7 protein-coding genes are annotated in these 19,398 nt (G+C 33.6%); 2 read left to right on the forward strand and 5 right to left on the reverse strand.

What is annotated here, in order from left to right:
* Positions 1 to 650: 650 nt before the first annotated feature.
* Together Q4Q47_RS18130 and Q4Q47_RS18135 are read left to right on the forward strand one after the other, a co-directional pair.
* The gene (locus Q4Q47_RS18130; RefSeq protein ID WP_303308054.1) at positions 651 to 3,764 is read left to right on the forward strand and encodes a sensor histidine kinase; all 3,114 of its coding nucleotides are present in this window, start codon (positions 651 to 653) and stop codon (positions 3,762 to 3,764) included.
* A 127-nt stretch (positions 3,765 to 3,891) separates the two neighbouring features.
* Entirely contained in the window at positions 3,892 to 6,987 is a 3,096-nt protein-coding gene (locus Q4Q47_RS18135) for a sensor histidine kinase (RefSeq protein ID WP_303308055.1), read from the forward strand.
* On the opposite strand, the gene Q4Q47_RS18140 is transcribed toward Q4Q47_RS18135, so the two are convergent.
* From Q4Q47_RS18140 to Q4Q47_RS18160, 5 genes are all read right to left on the reverse strand, one after another.
* Complete coding sequence (locus Q4Q47_RS18140; RefSeq protein ID WP_303308056.1) at positions 6,968 to 7,702, reverse strand: LytR/AlgR family response regulator transcription factor; 735 nt, start codon at positions 7,700 to 7,702, stop codon at positions 6,968 to 6,970. The genes Q4Q47_RS18135 and Q4Q47_RS18140 overlap by 20 nt on opposite strands.
* A 160-nt stretch (positions 7,703 to 7,862) precedes the next feature.
* Positions 7,863 to 8,216: a hypothetical protein gene (locus Q4Q47_RS18145; RefSeq protein ID WP_303308057.1), complete on the reverse strand. Its 354-nt coding sequence runs from the start codon at positions 8,214 to 8,216 to the stop codon at positions 7,863 to 7,865.
* Positions 8,217 to 8,240: 24 nt separating this feature from the next.
* Positions 8,241 to 10,124, reverse strand: a complete 1,884-nt coding sequence (locus Q4Q47_RS18150; RefSeq protein ID WP_303308058.1) for an OmpA family protein — start codon at positions 10,122 to 10,124, stop codon at positions 8,241 to 8,243.
* Positions 10,125 to 10,137: 13 nt separating this feature from the next.
* On the reverse strand, positions 10,138 to 11,082 hold the full coding sequence (locus Q4Q47_RS18155; protein ID WP_303308059.1) for a PorP/SprF family type IX secretion system membrane protein: 945 nt from the start codon (positions 11,080 to 11,082) through the stop codon (positions 10,138 to 10,140).
* A 13-nt stretch (positions 11,083 to 11,095) separates the two neighbouring features.
* Positions 11,096 to 19,216 carry a T9SS type B sorting domain-containing protein gene (locus tag Q4Q47_RS18160; protein WP_303308060.1) on the reverse strand — a complete coding sequence of 2,707 codons (8,121 nt, stop codon included), beginning with the start codon at positions 19,214 to 19,216 and terminating at the stop codon, positions 11,096 to 11,098.
* Positions 19,217 to 19,398: the final 182 nt, after the last annotated feature.

A 19,398-nucleotide genomic window follows, 5' to 3' on the forward strand; every position in this document is an offset into this window, starting at 1 on the left:
CGATACATAAAGTAGATTAGTAGTATTCATCAACCTTTTGATTAAAAAGGCACAAATACGGTACATTTAGTATCAAATAAAATTAAAGTATAGCAATACATTACTTCAAAATATTTTAATATCAATTAAAACTTCTATATAATTATAAAAATTATTTTTCCTTAGAATATTTGAAAACCTAAAAAAAGAGAAAATAAAAACTTCCTATTATATTATTATGTAATATAAACTTATGGTTCTTCTAGAAACCTGAAGGATTCGAACTATTTCATTTATCCCACTTATCAATTAACTTATTAATCTTTCCAAAAAAAGTTAGTGACATAATAGCGAAATATCAATTTTTCATGACCAATATCAAATATAAATTATTTTCAAATATTATCTACAATCCAAAAGCTTAAAATATAGAAGAGAAATGAGTCTTTTTTAGTAGAGCTTACAAAAAATATCATCCCTTATAACAATAAAATTCTAGCAATTATTTAGAACTAGTCTAATCTATTAATTTAAGTTATAAAATCAGTATTTACATGAAACTTTTTGATAATTTTTCGACTAATATAAAACTTTCTCGAACTAGTATCGTTTTATAGTATATAATAAGCATTTTTTAAGAGAGCAAAAATTCAATCATTAAACACCCCAAAATGAGAAAATTTAAACACTTATTAATGTTTTTCATTACAGGAATAACAATACTAAATGCACAAAACTACGAGATAAAAAGCCTTCCAATACATAATAATGGAGGGTCAAATACAGCAATCAATATAATTTCTTTTGATAAAGATGATGTATTGTGGTATAATACACATAATGGAATGATAAAAGAGTTTGAGTCTTCTCAAATTTTTTATCCTTTTATGGACGGTAAAAAGATTGTTCAAGTTACAAAAGTTAATAGTATTCTCTTAGATAGTAAAGGTCGGTTTTGGATCAATACAACGGAAGGTGTTTTCAGGTCAGAAACGTCTAAAGAAAACTTCCAAAGATTACATTGGCCTATTTTAGATAGTATAAAATCCTCCCATCTCTCTTATACTGCAGAAGATTGTTCTGGAAATATTTGGGTAGGAATTTCAAAAACGCAGATCCTAAAGATTACTTCTGACACAGAATTCAAGCTATTTAATACTGCCAAAGTTGATTCTAAAGATGAACATTTTGACCTTTCTTTGAGAAATGCATCTAATTGTGATCATATATTAATGCAAAAGGGACCAAATTATTTTGTTATAAATGAAGAAACTTCACAACTTTCGGGAATCCCTATCCAATACAAATTAGAAGATTATGATTACGATTACTATGCTAAAAATAAGAACTATAACATTTTTAAAAATGGAGAAGTATTTCCCAAGGACTTTGAAGGAGTTTATAATTATAATGGAAAGAAACTTGAGGTTACCTTTTTAAAAGCTTCAAATTTGCAGCTTATAGAGGTTCCATATGGATTAATAGCGATATCTGGAGCTAAATATCCAATTTTAAAAGAGAATATGGATTTCATTTTTTCTAGTAATGCACATGCTAGAAAATTTGGAGTTTTAAAACTTGTAAAAGAAAATGATGAATATTATCTAAAAGAAATTGAAGAAATACATTTTGATTATCTAATAGAATATTTGAAAATAGCCAATAATGGAATCATATATGTAAGTGTTTTTGATAAAATTCATAAAATAAAGGTTAAAAATAAAGGTTTTAAAAAAAGCCTTTACAATCAAAAAAATCAGGGTGAAAAAATAAACATCAGTACGCGAGATTTTCTTGAAATTTCAGAAAACGAATTTTTGGTGGCCAGTTATGGAGGCACCTTTAAATTAAGTGTATCATCTTCTAACAATGTTATTGATGAATTGAATGTATTCCCTACGTTAAATTATTGTAGAGCCCATGCTAAAGTTAACGATTCTATAGCTCTTAGTCTAGGAGAGACATCATTAGTGTCAATAAATTACAAGAAGAAAGAGGTCATTGAAATAAAAAATTTTTCTAAAGATTATGAAGATATTATTTTTTTTGACATCCAAAAACATACAGATTCAACCTATTTATTAGCATCAAATTATGGAATAGGAGTTTATAATTTTAAGAATGAAAAGCTAAAGCCTTATAAGTTATTTCCTCTAGCAAGCGATACTTCCAAATTTGTCAGAGATATTAACTACCGCAACAACACTCTCTATTTCAGTACTCAAACAGATGGTTTGTTTATACAAAATACACTAACTGATAAGGTTTTCAATATAGCATATAATGAAAACCAGGAAGAACTACCCAGTAATTATGTATACACCTCTTTTATTGATAGTAATGACAACTTATGGATTGGCACCAATAAAGGTATTGCCTGCTACAACAAAGAGCAAGAGAAGCTATTTAGCCTTGATAGACAAAACGGACTTTTAGACGAGAACATAGTTGGCATACAGGAAGATAAACTGAGGAATATTTGGTTTAGTACATACAAAGGGTTGTATAAATATAATCCAAGACTAAAAACGGTATTATCCTATTTTGAAGGAGATGGTTTACCTGATAATGAATTTAATCAAAACTCATACTATACAGCAACCGATGGCACATTATTTTTTGGAGGTGTCAACGGTATAGTAACATTCGATACTATAGAAAATATAGTAACGGAAGTCAAAATTTTACCCACCAAAATTGAATATTTTGATTCTAAAAAGAATAGAGATACTATAATCACGAACGCAGTAAATGCCGACAACTATATTCGTCTTGATACAAAAAACAGTTCGGTTTCCGTAACGTTCTCAATAAATGATTTTTTCAACATCGAAAATAATCGATATCTATATAAAGTAGATGGCTTATCAGATAAATGGATAAATCTGGGAAATCAAAACACGCTAAAGCTATTTTCAATTCCTCCTGGAAACTATACATTAAAGATAAAGGGATTAAATTCAAAAGGAATACAGTCTTTCAACGAGTTATCTTATAGTATATATGTCCCACAAATGCTCTATAAAAGAACCTGGTTTTTACTTGTTAACATTATTTTATTCATTGCCATTTTTATTGTTATAGTAATAAATTATACAGCAAAGCAGAAGAAAAAGTATAAAATGAATTTAATGCTAATTGAGTTAGAGCAGAAAGCATTAAGAGCACAAATGAACCCCCACTTTATATTCAACACCCTTAATGGTATGCGTAAAAAAGTAATAAAAGGAGCATCAGATGAAGTGGAAAATTACATCATTTCATTTTCAGAATTTTTAAGGCATACTTTAGATGTTGGAAGACGTGAAAATATATTTCTCTCTAAAGAGATTCAATATATAACAAGTTATATAGACCTTATTAGTTATCGAAATGATAGAAATATTTCATTAGATGTTTATTGTGATTCCTCTATTAATCAAAATACTACAGCTATACCTTCAATGATACTACAGCCTCTTGTAGAAAATGCTGTGATTCATAGTTTTCCTAAAAACCAAAACAATAATCTTATACATTTAATTATTAAGAAAAATTCGTTAAAGAATCAAATAGAAGTTATTTTAGAAGATAATGGCATTGGAATTAATGTATCTAAAAGCAATGAAAATATATCCACATCCTCGCACCTGTCTCATGCTACACAAATTGTAAATGAACGATTTGAATTAATGAATAAAACAAAAAGAAATAAAATAGCCTTATATAAAATGTATGTTGAAGATATTTCAGAAGAAAGTAAAACAGGAACACGAGTTACCATTAACATACCTTTTAATAACTAAAACTAATCTTTTAAAAAAAGGTTCTTTTCTTCAAGAAATGAGATTATCAGTCTCTTGATTCTAAGTTCCAATTTATAAATGGTTTACCACTTAAAATGATTAAAAATAAACTTTGATTTAGCTAAAGATGATAAAAATAGGGCTTTTAATACTATCTTTTTTTGCATATACAACGGTATTGAGAGCGCAAGAGTATGAGATGAAAAGTCTACCAATAAATAATAATGGCGGATCTAATAGTATCAAAACCAAAATTATTTTTGATGAGGACGGTGTGTTATGGTATAATACACATAGTGGAATGGTAAAAGAATTTGAGTCTTCCCATATTTTTCACCCTTATATGGATGGCCAAACGGTTGTACCAGTACAGAAAGTCAATGATGTTCTTTTAGATAGTAAAGGACGGTTTTGGGTTACAACTGAAGAAGGTATTTTTAGATCGGACACCTCTAAAGAAAACTTCCAAAAATTGCATTGGCCTATTTTTGATAATATAAAAGGTTATCCAGCTTTAATGGCTGAAGATTGTTCTGGAAATATTTGGATGGCAATCTCTAAAACACAGGTGCTAAAAATCAGTTCTGATACAGAAATTAAGCTGTTTGAAACTGCTGAAGTTGCTCCTGAAGATCAGGATAAGCACCTTCATGTAGTACATATATACGATTGTAATACTATAATAATGCAAAGGGGTTTAACTTGCTTTGTTGTAAATCAAGAAACCGCTCAGCTTTCGGAAATTCCTATCCAATACAAATTGGAAAACAGTGATTCTAAAATGGATTTTGAGGTTTTAGAAAATGGTGAAATATTTCCAAAAGACTTTGAGGGGTTCTATAATTATAATGGAAAGAAATTTAAGTTAGCCGTTTTGGAAGTTTCAAATTTACAGATTATGGAAACACCATTAGAACTATCGCGAATATCAAGAGTTAAAAACTCATTCTTAAAAGAAAATATGGATTTCGTCTTATTTGGTGATGGATTGGAGCGAAAGTTTGGATTCTTAAAACTTGTAAAAGAAAATGATGAGTATCATCTGAAAAGAATTAAGGAAATCTCATTTGATCACGTTATAGAAAATTATAAAATAGCGAATAATAGTATTATATATGTAAGTGTTTTTGATAAAATTCATAAAATAAGGCTTAAAAATAAAGGATTTAAAAAAGGCCTTCACAACCAAAAAAATCAGGATAAAAAAATAAATATCAGTACGCGAGGTTTTCTTGAAATTTCAGAGCAAGAATTTTTAGTGGCCACTTACGATGGCATCTTTAAATTAAATCTATCATCTTCAAACGACTTTATTAATGAGGTTAATTTATATGCTAATGATCGCTTTACCCTTTACAGAGCTTATGCCAAAGTTAATGATTCTGTAATACTAGCTGTTGGAGAGTCCGCACTATTAAAACTGAACCACAAAAAAAATAGAGCGGCAGTAAAAGGCTTTGAAAAAGATTTTGGAAATTTAATTTTTTTTGATATTCATAAATTTACAGATTCAACCTATTTGTTAGCATCAAATCATGGAATAGGAGTTTATAATTTTAAGAATGAAAAGCTAAAGTCTTATAAGTTATTTCCTTTAGCAAGTGATACTGCCAAGTTTGTTAAAGATATCCACTATAACATCAATAACCTATATTTTAGCACAGAAGCTAATGGCTTGTTTATTCAAAATACTATAACTAATGAAGTTATTAATATTAGGCATAATGAAAATCAAGAGGAACTACCTAGCAATTATGTATATACCTCCTATGTAGATACTAACGAAAACCTATGGGTAGGCACCAATAAAGGAATTACTTGTTTCAACAAAGAAAGAAAGAAGTTATTTAATTTAGGTAAACAAGATGGTCTATTAGATGAAAATATTGTTGGCATACAGGAAGATAAGTTGGGAAATATTTGGTTTAGTACCTATAAAGGATTGTATAAATATAATACAAGGCTAAAAACTGTATTTTCTTATTTTAAGGAAGATGGCTTACCTGATAATGAATTTAATCAAAACTCATACTATACGGCAACCGATGGCACATTATTTTTTGGAGGAGTTAATGGTATAGTGTCATTTGATACTATAGTGGATAATACGTTTTCGGAAATTAAAATTTTGCCTACGAAAATTGAATATTTTGACTCTAAAAAGAATAGAGATACCATTATAACCTACACAGAAAATGCCAACAACTATATTCGTCTTAGTACAAAAAACAGCTCATTGTCTGTAACGTTCTCAATAAATGATTTTTTCAACATCGAAAATAATCGATATCTATATAAAGTAAGTGGGTTGTCAGATGGATGGATAAATCTAGGAGGTCAAAATACGCTTAGACTATTTTCAATACCTCCTGGAAGCTATACATTAAAAATAAAGGGATTAAATTCAACAGGAATACAGTCTTCCAACGAATTATCTTACAACATATATGTCCCGCAAGTTTTGTACAAAAGAACCTGGTTTTTACTTGTTAGTATTATTTTATTCATTGGCACTTTTATTTTTATAGTAATAAAATATGCAGCAAAGCAGAAGAAAAAATATAAAATGAATTTAATGTTAATTGAGTTAGAACAGAAAGTATTAAGAGCGCAAATGAATCCTCATTTTATATTTAATATCTTAAACGGAATGCGTAAAAAAGTGATGAAAGGCACAGCAAGTGAAATAGAAGATTACATCGTTACATTTTCAAATTTTTTAAGATATACATTAGATATAGGTAGAAGTGAAAACATCCTTATTTGCAAAGAAATACAGTACATTACAAGTTATATTAACCTTATTAACTATGATAATAATGTAATTTCATTACATGTTAAGCGTGAACCCTCTGTTGATCAAAACTTAGTAACAATTCCTTCAATGATATTACAGCCTCTTGTAGAAAATGCTGTGATTCATGGTTTCACTAAAAACCAAAAGAACAATATTATTAATTTAATCATTAAGAACAATTCATTAAAAAAACAAATAGAAATTATTATTGAAGATAATGGTATTGGAATTAATGCATCTAAAGAAAAAAAAGAATCCACATCAATGATACCTCATCAGTCATATGCTACACAAATTATAAATGAACGATTTGAACTAATGAACAAAACTCGTAAAGGTAAAAAGGCTAAATATAAAATGCATATTGAAGATATTTCAGATGTGCATAGAACAGGAACTCGAATTACTATAAGTATATCTTATTAAACAAACTCAACAATTCGGTTCTTCTTCTTCTAGCTACAGGAACATGCTCTCCATTTTTTAATACAAGTGTACCGTCAGTAAAAAGTTTTTTAACCTTAGTTAAATTTATTAAATGAGACTTATGCACCCTAAAAAAGATTGGAGAAATCAAACTAGTCTCAAAATATTTTATACCATGAGAGCTTATGTGAAAAGTACCATCTGTGAGGTATATCTTAGCATAACTATCAACACTTTCAAAACGTATTATTTCAGAAATCTTTAAAAAATATGTACAACCCAAAGTAGGTACTGTTATAACTTGTTCATCTAAAATAGGTTTTATTGCTTTTGGAAAATCATTATTAGCTTTAACACTCTTCAATCGCTGTATTGCTTTAGACATTATGGCTATAAAGTTACTTTCACTATAAGGTTTTAATAAAAAACCCAATGCGAGGTTTTTAAATGCCTCGATGGCAAATTGATCGTGCGAAGTACAAAAAATCAGTTCAGTTGTTGGAGATTTAATTCGATTTAATAAATCTATACCACCAATATCGGGCATTTCCATATCTAAAATCAACAAATCAGGGTGTGCTTCATTTATATAATCTAACCCTTCTAACGGATTAGTAAAACTTTCAATATTATTAAAGTCATTAAAATTTTTAACCAATAAACTTTTATAATATTCTATATCAGACGCACTATCATCTATAATTATTAAATTCATTAAACAGATTTTAGAGGATATTAATAGCTAATTCATCTTTATACTTAAAAAACATCATTGAATTGAATCTCTTTTATCTTATTCAATTTTAACACTTAGTTATGTTAGTATTTTATGTTTTTCTATTGATTTTGTTTTGTTTCAAAAAAGATTAGTTAAATCAATTTTTTACAAAATCTATTATCTGAATTTTATATTCCATTTTATTTGCAGAAAGATCCATAAGCTTAATCCCTTCTATTTTAGATAATCGTTTATAACTTCTTTTATCTGTAGGAGCAAAAATAATGGGAATGTCCAAATTATATAATTCAAGACAAGTAACTAATTCATATTCTTCAAAAAAAATAAACAATAAAAAATCAAATTTGGTATTAGGTTTTAAATATAAGAAATCAGTAAGCCTTTTCGTACTTTTACATCTATAAACCTTCAAAGAAGTATCTTTTAAAGAATGTTTAATCACTTTACTAAATGGACCTTGCTTATCCAATATTATAAAACTTTTATTCAATTTTAAAACAATTAAGTATATTAATTAATCGTCACAATTCATAATATAGAAGTGTGAACGTCTATTTTTTTGATGCTTGGCTTCAGAGCATTCATTTTCGTCATTACACTCATTAACCAATTGAGTTTCCCCGTAGCCAATAGCACTTACAAATCGTGAGGCATCAATGCCACGAAATACCAAATAGTCTCTGGTAGATTGCGCTCTTCTATTAGATAATTTTAGGTTATATCTATGGCTTCCTCTGCTATCGGTATGCGATTCTATTTTTATAGAAATTAGAGGATGCTCGTTCATGACGTCGACAATATTCTCTAGTTCTACTTTAGAATCTGTTCTAATATTCCATTTGTCAAAATCAAAGAATATAGGGTTGATAACAATTTCGCAGTTATTAATAAGCGGTACTAAGAACAGGTCAACATCAGAATCCGTGTTTTTGAGTTTCGAAGTTCTTACTTTTTGAATATCATCTTTATAGTCAGGCTTAGATCCTAAAATCGTATAATCTTTGTCACATTCTACATTATCAAACCTATATTCTCCTGTAATAGATGATGTCACTTCATGAATAATCTTTCCAGTATCATCTATCAGTTTAACTGTGGCGTTATGTATTATTTCATTAGTTTTACTATCCCTAGAGAATCCTTTTATTGTTTGCGCACAAGGATATATGACAAAACTGTAGATGTCATCCTTTCCTTTACCACCAGGCCTATTAGAAGAAAAATAACCTTTTTTGTTATCAGAATCAATATAGAAAGCAAAATCATCTTCACCACTATTATAAGGTAACCCTAAATTTTTTGGTTGTATATTCTCGCCTTTTAAAATATTAGATTTAAAAATATCTAATAGACCTATATTAATATTATCATCTGAAGAGAAATACAAAGTACTGTCTTTAGCGATGAAGGGAAACATTTCTCTACCTTTGGTATTTACATGCTCTCCCAAATTCCTAGGCTCACTATAGGTATTATTCTCCAAAATATCTACAACATAAATATCTGTTAACCCAAAACCTCCCTCACGGTCCGATACAAAGTATAGCTTTTTATTGTCGGGACTTAAAGCTGGGTGACCGGTAGAGTATGCTTTGCTATTAAAAGGCAACTCTATAATGTTTTCCCAACTTTCATTCTCAAGAGTAGCCTTATAAATTTTTAAATGAGTTGTACCTTCCTTATCATAAGATATTCTATTGCGTTTGTTTACATTGACTCTGGTAAAATATAGAGTTTTCCCATCATCTGTAATAGTTACCGACGATTCATGATATTTTGTATTAACTTTAGAAGACTTAATTAAACTTACTTCTCCAATCTGATTATCACTTAAAATAGACCCTTGATATAAATCTAGAAAAGGCTCTTCATTCCAACCGTAAATTTTATTTCCAGTGCCATCAAATAGGCTTCTTGTAGAAGCAAACAATATTTTCCCTTCATGGATATAAGCTCCAAAATCTGAAAATTCAGAATTAACTTCCAAATTTTTTGTGGCTATAAATTTTTCTTTAGCAGAGATAATAGCTTTTACTTTATCTGAATTTTTACGATTAGATTCATTTAACTTACCTAACCATTTATCAGCCTCATCATAATTACCCTGACTTTGCAATGTCTGTACATATTTGAGTAGATACTCAGTGTCAATTTTTGAATATTTTTCTAATGCGAGTTTATACCAATAGGATGCCTTTATAGAATTTGAATTATTGTAATAACTATCTCCTAATCTTAAAAGAAGTTGTTTACTATCATCCCCTTTATTATATGCTTTTTCATAAAATTCACTAGCTTTTATATAAGCAAATTTTTCAAAAAATTTATCGCCAACATTCTTTTGAGCAAAAGCAAAAGAACAGCTCATAAATAAGATTAATAAAATTTTTGTTTTCATAGTTGATTATGTTTTAGAAATATCTTGGAGATTTTATACGTTTACTTTTAAAGACTTCAAAAATTAAGAGTACTTCGTGCGTTCCACCTGTATATGCTCTTAAATCTGATAAAGGGTATTCATAAGCATAGCCAATTCTTAGCTGATTAGATATTTGAAAATCCACAAGTGCTCCAATAGCTTCAGTTTGCTCATTAATACGATAAGCAGCCCCTAACCAAAATTTTTCGTTAAATAAAAAATTAGTTGTAAAATCAAATGAAGCAGGAGCTCCATTAGTAGCTCTAGCTAAAACTGAAGGTTTAAATTTAATAGCATCATTAAGGTCAAATACATAACCTGCTGTTAGAAAATAATTAATTCTTTCTAGAGAAACAAAATTTGCCTGAATGTTATTCCTAGTATTATTTAAATCAGTGTTTAATATCCGTGGGGCAGATAATCCGATATACCATTTATTGGTATGCCAATAAAATCCGACGCCAAAATTAGGAGCTATACGATTAGAAAACTCATTAAAAAATGGGTCATTCGCAATTGAAGAATCATCTAATAATTTTTGATCAAGATTGAAAAAAGTAAAACCTCCTTTTAAACCAAAAGCAAGTTCTGTTTTTTTTCCTGTTTTAATTGTATAAGAAAAATCGCCATAAACATAAGAGAAGTTTTCAAATCCCAAATGATCATTTATAAAAGATAGCCCCAATCCAATCCTTTCATTTCTTAAAGGTGAATGTATTGAGGCAGTTTGAGTTACTGGAGCACCTTCTATACCAACCCATTGACTTCGATGTAGTGCCGTAATGTTTAATGTTTCTCTACTACCAGCATAAGCAGGATTTATTGAAACTGTATTAAACATATATTGCGTAAACTGAGGCAATTGTTGTGCAAATGCTGATATACAACATAAAAGTGCAGTTGCAATCATGAGATTATACTTAATATTTATTTTCATAATAGCTAAAAATTTATTTTGTTCCCAGATAAATTGGGCCTGTGATTGGTTTTATTCCACTGTTTTGAATATTTACTATATAATAATAAGTTCCACTAGGAAGAGTGTTTGCGCTTCCTAGTGAATTTTTCGAAGACTCCCCACTCCAATTATTCTGATAATTATTGGATTGAAATACTAAAGAACCCCATCGATTGAATATTTTTACATTAAATATAAAGTCGCAGTTTTCAACACCAGTAATGGCAAAGAATTGATTATGCTGATCTCCATTTGGTGTCACTCCTTTTGAAATAATGACATCTTCAGAACTACATGGAAAAACAATACAACGATCATGCAGATTAATTGTGACTTCAGTAGAACTCACACAATCAATCATAGTTGTTGCAGTATAGGTAAATATGTAATCTCCCAAGGGCAAATCAGAAGGATCAAAAACACTTCCATTAAGAATTACATCATTAGGTCCAGAAGTAAATATCCATGTACCGTTTGTAGGTTGATTCGTTAAAAAGGTATCCAGATCTATAATACCATCATCTTCACAGGCTACAACGTCTAATACAATAGGATTTGCTTCGAGAAGCTCAATGACAATATCATCAGTAAAAATAAAGCAACCATTGTTATCCGTTACAAGAATATTGTAAACATCAGGAACTAAATCAGAAAATATACTGCTATCCTGAGATGTTACTCCATTATCAATAGAATATATATAAGGTGCTGTCCCTCCAGTAGCTCTTAAGATGATTTCTCCTAAGATACCAGCGTCACAATCCACATTAAGCATTGAATCAACTATCACTCCAAGAACCTCAGGCTGTGTTATATCTATGGCTCCTGCTGCTGGAGCACAATTATTCACATCGGTAACAGAATATGTTAATCCTGTTCCTGCTAATACGTTGGTAAAGATACCTGTATCATTAACCTGTCCGTTAAAGGTATAGCTGTATGGTGCTGTGCCACCTGTCGCTGTAAAGGTTACCGTAGTCGTATCATCATTACAAAGTATCGGGTCTACTTCTGGTGTACTTGCTAGTGTTATCGCATCGGGTTGTGTTATATCTAAGGTTCCTGTTGCTGGTGTACACATATTAGCATCAGTCACAGAGTATGCTAAGCCTGTACCTGAAGCAACATTAGTAAACACTCCTGTATCATTAGTTTCCCCATTAAAGGAGTACTCATAGGGTGCTATTCCACCTGTGGCTGTAAAAGTTACCGTAGTCGTATCACCATTACAAAGTATCAGATCTACCTCAGGTGTACCTATTAGACTAATAACTTCTGGCTGCGTAATATCTAAGGTTCCAGTTACTGCAGCACAGTTGTTAGCGTCAGTGATGGAATACGGTAGCACCGTTCCTGCTGCAACATTAGCAAAGATGCCTGTATCATTAGTTTGTCCATTAAAAGTATAGCTGTATGGTGCTATTCCACCTGTCGCTGTAAAAGTCACTGTGGTTAAATCACCATTACAAAGTATCGGATCTACCTCAGGTGTACCTATTAGACTAATAACTTCTGGCTCCGTAATATCTAAGGTTCCAGTTACTGCAGTACAGTTGTTAGCGTCAGTGATGGAATACGGTAGCGCCGTTCCTGCTGCAACATTAGCAAAGATACCTGTATCATTAGTCTCGCCATTAAATGTATAGCTGTATGGTGCGGTGCCGCCTGTCGCTGTAAAGGTTACCGTAGTCGTATCTCCATTACAGAGTATCGGATCGACTACTGGTGCATTTGTTAGTGTTATAGCATCTGGTTGTATAACATCTACGATGCCTGTTGCTGGCGTACATGTATTCGCATCGGTAACAGAATATGGTAATCCTGTACCTGCGGATACACCTGTAAAGATACCTGTATCATTAGTCTCGCCATTAAATATATAGCTGTATGGTGCGGTGCCGCCTGTCGCTGTAAAGGTTACTGTAGTTGTATCGCCATTACATAATATCGGATCGACTACTGGTGCATTTGTTAGTGTTATAGCATCGGGTTGAACAACATCTACGGTGCCTGTTGCTGGCGTGCATGTATTCGCATCGGTAACAGAATATGGTAATCCTGTGCCTGCGGATACACCTGTAAAGATACCTGTATCATTAGTCTCGCCATTAAATGTATAGCTGTATGGTGCGGTGCCGCCTGTCGCTGTAAAGGTTACTGTAGTTGTATCGCCATTACATAATATCGGATCGACTACTGGTGCATTTGTTAGTGTTATAGCATCGGGTTGAACAACATCTACGGTGCCTGTTGCTGGCGTGCATGTATTCGCATCGGTAACAGAATATGGTAATCCTGTGCCTGCGGATACACCTGTAAAGATACCTGTATCATTAGTCTCGCCATTAAATGTATAGCTGTATGGTGCGGTGCCGCCTGTCGCTGTAAAGGTTACTGTAGTTGTATCGCCATTACATAATATCGGATCTACCTCAGGTGTACCTATTAGACTAATAACTTCTGGCTGCGTAATATCTAAGGTTCCTGTTACTGCAGCACAGTTGTTAGCGTCAGTGATGGAATACGGTAGTGCCGTTCCTGCTGCAACATTAGCAAAGATGCCTGTATCATTAGTCTCGCCATTAAATGTATAGCTGTATGGTGCTGTTCCGCCTGTCGCTGTAAAAGTTACCGTAGTCGTATCGCCATTACATAAAATAGGATCGACTACTGGGGTATTAGCTAGTGTTATAGCATCTGGTTGTATAACATCTACAGTGCCTGTGGCTGCCGTACAAGTGTTAGCGTCTGTAATAGAATATACAAGGTTAGTTCCTGCTGCTACGTTATTGAACAAGCCGGTAGCATTGGTCTCTCCATTAAAGGTATAGGCATATGGTGCCATACCGCCTGTGGCCGTAAAGGTCACCGTAGTCGTATCGCCATTACATAAAATAGGATCGACCACTGGGATACTTGCCAATGTAATTGCATCTGGTTGTATGATATCTATGGTGCCTGTAGCTGCCGTACAGGTATTTACATCAGTAATACTATACGCTAATCCTGTGCCTGCTGCTACGTTATTAAATATGCCGGTTGCATTGGTCTCTCCATTAAAAGTATAAGCATATGGTGCCGTACCGCCTGTGGCTGTAAAGGTCACCGTAGTCGTATCGCCATTACATAAAATAGGATCTACAACTGGGGCATTAGCTAGTGTTATAGCATCTGGTTGAATAACATCTACGTTGCCTGTGGCTGCTGCACAGCTGTTTGCATCTGTAATACTATATGCTAATCCTGTACCTGCTGCTACGTTATTAAATACGCCGGTAGCATTGGTCTCTCCATTAAAGGCATAAGCATATGGTGCCGTACCGCCTGTGGCTGTAAAGGTTACCGTAGTCGTATCACCATTACATAAAATAGGATTTACCACTGGGGTATTAGCTAGTGTTATAGCATCTGGTTGTGTAATGGTAACTGTTATCGGTGTAGGATCAAGACAGCCCGTAACGTTCGCATCGTTCACAGTCACAGTATAATCCCCGGAAGCAAGCCCAGAAAATTCTCCGTCGGTGTTTGTTACAGGATTCCCATTAATTGTTGTTGTATATGTAAATGACCCTGATCCTCCAGAAGCATCAACATTGAATGCTCCATCGTTACCTCCAAAACAGGACACATCTACATGGTCTGCAATGGCTTCTATAGTTTCAATTTCATCAGGTTGTGTAATTTGAGCATTGTCAATGGCTTGGCCATCATTACCTCCAGGAATGAAATTAGCATCTTGAACCGTAATGATATAGTTACCAGCAGGAAGATTGCTAAAATCAAAAGTGCCGCCATCTGTAGCAACAGTAGTGGTATCTGATCCATCACCAGAAAGGATTACAGTATATGGTGCTACTCCACCTGTAATAGTACCAGTAACATTACCATCTGTATCACCATTACAAGCTAGAGTTTCTCCATTAACTATCAAAATAATAGAGTCTGGCTGGGTAATTTGCACATTGTCAATAACTTCACAACCCGTATTGCTTATACTGAAGTTAGCGTCTTGTATAGTGACAACATAGTTACCAGCAGAAAGATTGCTAAAATCAAAGGCACCACCATCTGTTGCTACAATAATAGTATCAGAAGCATCACCAGAGAGTATTACAGTGTAAGGCGCAGTACCTCCAGATACTGTACCCGTAACATTACCATCTGTAGCACCATTAAAAGCTAAAATTTCTCCATTAGCTATTAAAACGATTGCATCTGGTTGAATAACATCTATAGTTCCAGTGGCTGCTGTACAAGTATTTACATCAGTGAAAGAATATGCTAGTCCAGTACCTGCTGCTACGTTATTAAATATGCCTGTTGCATTGGTCTCTCCATTAAAGGTATAAGCATATGGTGCTGTACCACCTGTGGCTGTAAAGGTCACCGTAGTCGTATTGCCATTACATAAAATAGGATCAACCACTGGGGTATTAGCTAGTGTTATAGCATCTGGTTGTATGATATCTATGGTGCCTGTGGCTGCTGTACAAGTATTTACATCAGTGAAGGAATATGCTAGTCCAGTACCTGCCGCTACGTTATTAAATATGCCGGTAGCATTGGTCTCTCCATTAAAGGTATAAGCATATGGTGCTGTACCACCTGTGGCTGTAAAGGTCACCGTAGTCGTATCGCCATTACATAGGATGGGATCTACGACTGGGATACTTGCCAATGTAATCGCATCTGGTTGTGTGATCTCTATGGTACCTGTGGCTGCTGCACAGCTGTTTGCATCTGTGATACTATATGCTAATCCTGTACCTGCTGCTACGTTATTAAATATGCCTGTTGCATTGGTCTCTCCATTAAAAGTATAAGCATATGGTGCCGTACCGCCTGTGGCTGTAAAGGTCACCGTAGTCGTATCGCCATTACATAAAATAGGATCGACAACTGGGGTATTAGCTAGTGTTATAGCATCTGGTTGAATAACATCTACGTTGCCTGTGGCTGCTGCACAGCTGTTTGCATCTGTAATACTATATGCTAATCCTGTGCCTGCTGCTACGTTATTAAATATGCCGGTAGCATTGGTCTCTCCATTAAAAGTATAAGCATATGGTGCCGTACTGCCTGCGGCTGTAAAGGTTACCGTAGTCGTATCGCCATTACATAGAATAGGATCTACAACTGGGGCATTAGCTAGTGTTATAGCATCTGGTTGAATAACATCTACGTTGCCTGTGGCTGCTGCACAGCTGTTTGCATCTGTAATACTATATGCTAATCCTATGGCTGCTGCTACATTATTAAATACGCCTGTTGCATTGGTCTCTCCATTAAAGGTATAAACATATGGTGCTGTACCACCTGTGGCTATAAAAGTCACCGTAGTCGTATCGCCATTACATAAAATAGGATCTACAACTGGGGTATTAGCTAGTGTTATAGCATCTGGTTCAGTAATGGTTACGATAAGAGATGTAGTATCTTCACAACCACTAGTATCTCTAATATAAATAGTATGTGAACCCGCTGTAAGCCCTGTAAAAATTCCCGTAGTATTTGAAAAATCTACATTGTCTAGACTGAAGCTATACGGTATTGCACCACCACTGGGTATTATTGTAAAAGCGCCATCATTACCACCATTACAACTTACATCTATATGGTCTAGGATAGATTCTACACCTTCTACATCTGTGACACTTACTTCTAATGATGTTGAATTGGCTTGTGAGCCTGGACAGAACGTAGTTTTTGCGATATAATTGGCCGTATATGTTGTGGTTGAGTTGATAAAGACAGTGACTAAATTCCCGCTACCTAAATTATTGCCCTGATCGTCTACCCATGTAATATCAAAAAGGTTGTTGGGCAAGTTAATGGATAACTGTATGTTTTCACCAGGAAAACATATCACATTATTGGATACTCTAGTAATTACGGGGTTAAATACTGGTGGTACTAATTCCGTATCCAGATTGACACTTCCACATAACGAGGATATTCTTACAAAGTAATCGCCTTGTGCAACATTCTCAAATAAGTGGGTGAGGCCTCCTGAAGCATTATTTATTGTGAAAGATTGTACAGGCGTAATAGGGCTTGCTGTTTGAAATAATTCAAAAGTTATAGGATAGGTAGGTGAACTACTGGTAACCTCTGAGAATACAAATCCTGTAGATGGATTATTGGCATCGCAAAAACCACCTATGGTTGTTCCTGTAACAATTTCAAAAGAATCTATAGTTACTGGAGCCAAAAATTCTCTATTGTTGCTGCTTGAGGTTGCAACGGAAAAAACATCAGCATTATTAGGTAGAATAGATGGAGAGGATACATTGTTGAATCGGAGCAGATAATCGCCTTGCGAAATATTATTAAAAATTCCGGAATATCCAGTAGGGGGTATTTCTCCCTGTACTAAGGTTCCCAATCCACCACTGCCATTGTTTGTCCATAATTCTGTTTCGCTAAAATGAAAAAATGCATTAGTCTCATTCATATCGAATTGAATACTTCCAGAGCCTACACATCCAGCAGTTGGAGTTATTTGGGGGGTGTATTCGGTTATTGTGCCTGTTGAGAATGGAATAACACGCTGTGCCCCACATGGATAACTTGCTGTAAGTGTATAGTCGCCAGGCGGAATATCTCCAATCTGCTTAGAGGGTGTTATGTTGCCCGTATTTCCTACAACTACAGGAAAATTAATGGTATATGTGCCTCCCAGTGTAAAGGGATGTGTGGGATTGATGGTTTTACTAGCAACAAAAGGTACCGGATTTATAGTATATGTTATAGGCGCAGCAATTGGAACAGGGTTATGTACACTAATAGCAAAGGTGCCTTCTAGTACCGACTCGCTATCATTAATGGTTATTTGGTCTAATGGGCTGGAGTTAGGGGGCGTATTAAATGTCTTAACAACAGTATGGCAAGCATCCGCGACGGTTAGTCTGTAGGTTCCACTCCTAGGAAGTGAAGCACTAAACCTATTTGTTGCATCAAGTGGAAAAGAAGTATTAAAAGTTCCTGGGGAACTTATTTCTTGTATAGCTACAGTAGCGCTAGGAGTACAAAACATAGTGTGGGTTGCCCTACTTCCTGGAGGGACTATTTCAGCTTGACTCTGAAGCGTAAATGTTTGTGCGCAAGTAGTTGGATCAAGACTACCGTTTACAGTAAAGTCGAGTAAATTATTATCTATAGGTGCTGCTGTTTCGGAAATATTGAGTACGGAACATCCATTATTAAATCTCAATGTATAGTTCGCACCTCCGCTAATACCAGGAGGATAGGTAAAGACCATAGAAACTCCATTAAAAGAATTCACGGTCAGGTTTTGAGGTGTGCCGCCATTAATACTAATAGTGGCATTACCTGGTAGTTGAACTATATTGGCACCTTCAGGTGAAAACACTAAATATTCAATAAAGGGGATGTAACGATTACAATCTATAGTACAATCCCTTCTCATAGTAAATATTCTAACATCGGAAATACCTGTAGTATTGGCATTAATAGTAGGAGTTTCTGTTTGGGTTACACCGCAAATATCATCTGTAACGTTTAATGTAACCTGCTCACCGCCATTCATACCGTTAAACGTATGAGATGTATCTGTTGTAGGTCCAAACGTTTGTGTTCCAGATGATGGTGAAATCACCTGATATGTAAAACTATTAAAAGTACTACTGTTAACATTAACCGTTAATGTACCATCGGGCGTGGATTGATTTGCATTATTTGGACAAGACGGTGCTGTAGAACTAAAACTAATGTCCATATCTTGATAGGACGTGGTTACGGTAATGGGATTGTTTTGGTATTGTATGGTTGTACTGCCATTAATAAACCGAAGGTTATAATCACCAGGCGCTAAATCGTTAAACTGAGCAACTCCAAAAATATTCACATTTAGTGGTATGTCAACGCCTGAAGGTGTCGTTAATATAGCGAATTGACCCACACATGGTCCACCACCAGGAAGAACTGCAGTTATTCTACCATTAGCAGGACAAGTAGAATTGCTGGGAATTACTATGGCATTGTTTGGATCGCATTGCGATAATGCCATTTGTGTTCCAAATAGCATTAAAAATATGATTAGCAATACATTATATTTTTTACCGATAAGGGTTTGAGTAACTTTATTATTCATAATAGCATGATTTTTAAGAACCTCAAATTTATTAATAGAATTAACTTGTAGTTTCCGACACAGCTTCATCAATACTTATAAATCGCTTATCGGTTTATATTAATTGTTTATCGGTATTTGACTAATAATTATTCAAAAGAGTAAAAAAAGTATTGATTTTAGTAAACAATGATAACTTTACT

The organism is Flavivirga spongiicola, from assembly GCF_030540825.1.
GTDB lineage: Bacteria > Bacteroidota > Bacteroidia > Flavobacteriales > Flavobacteriaceae > Flavivirga > Flavivirga spongiicola.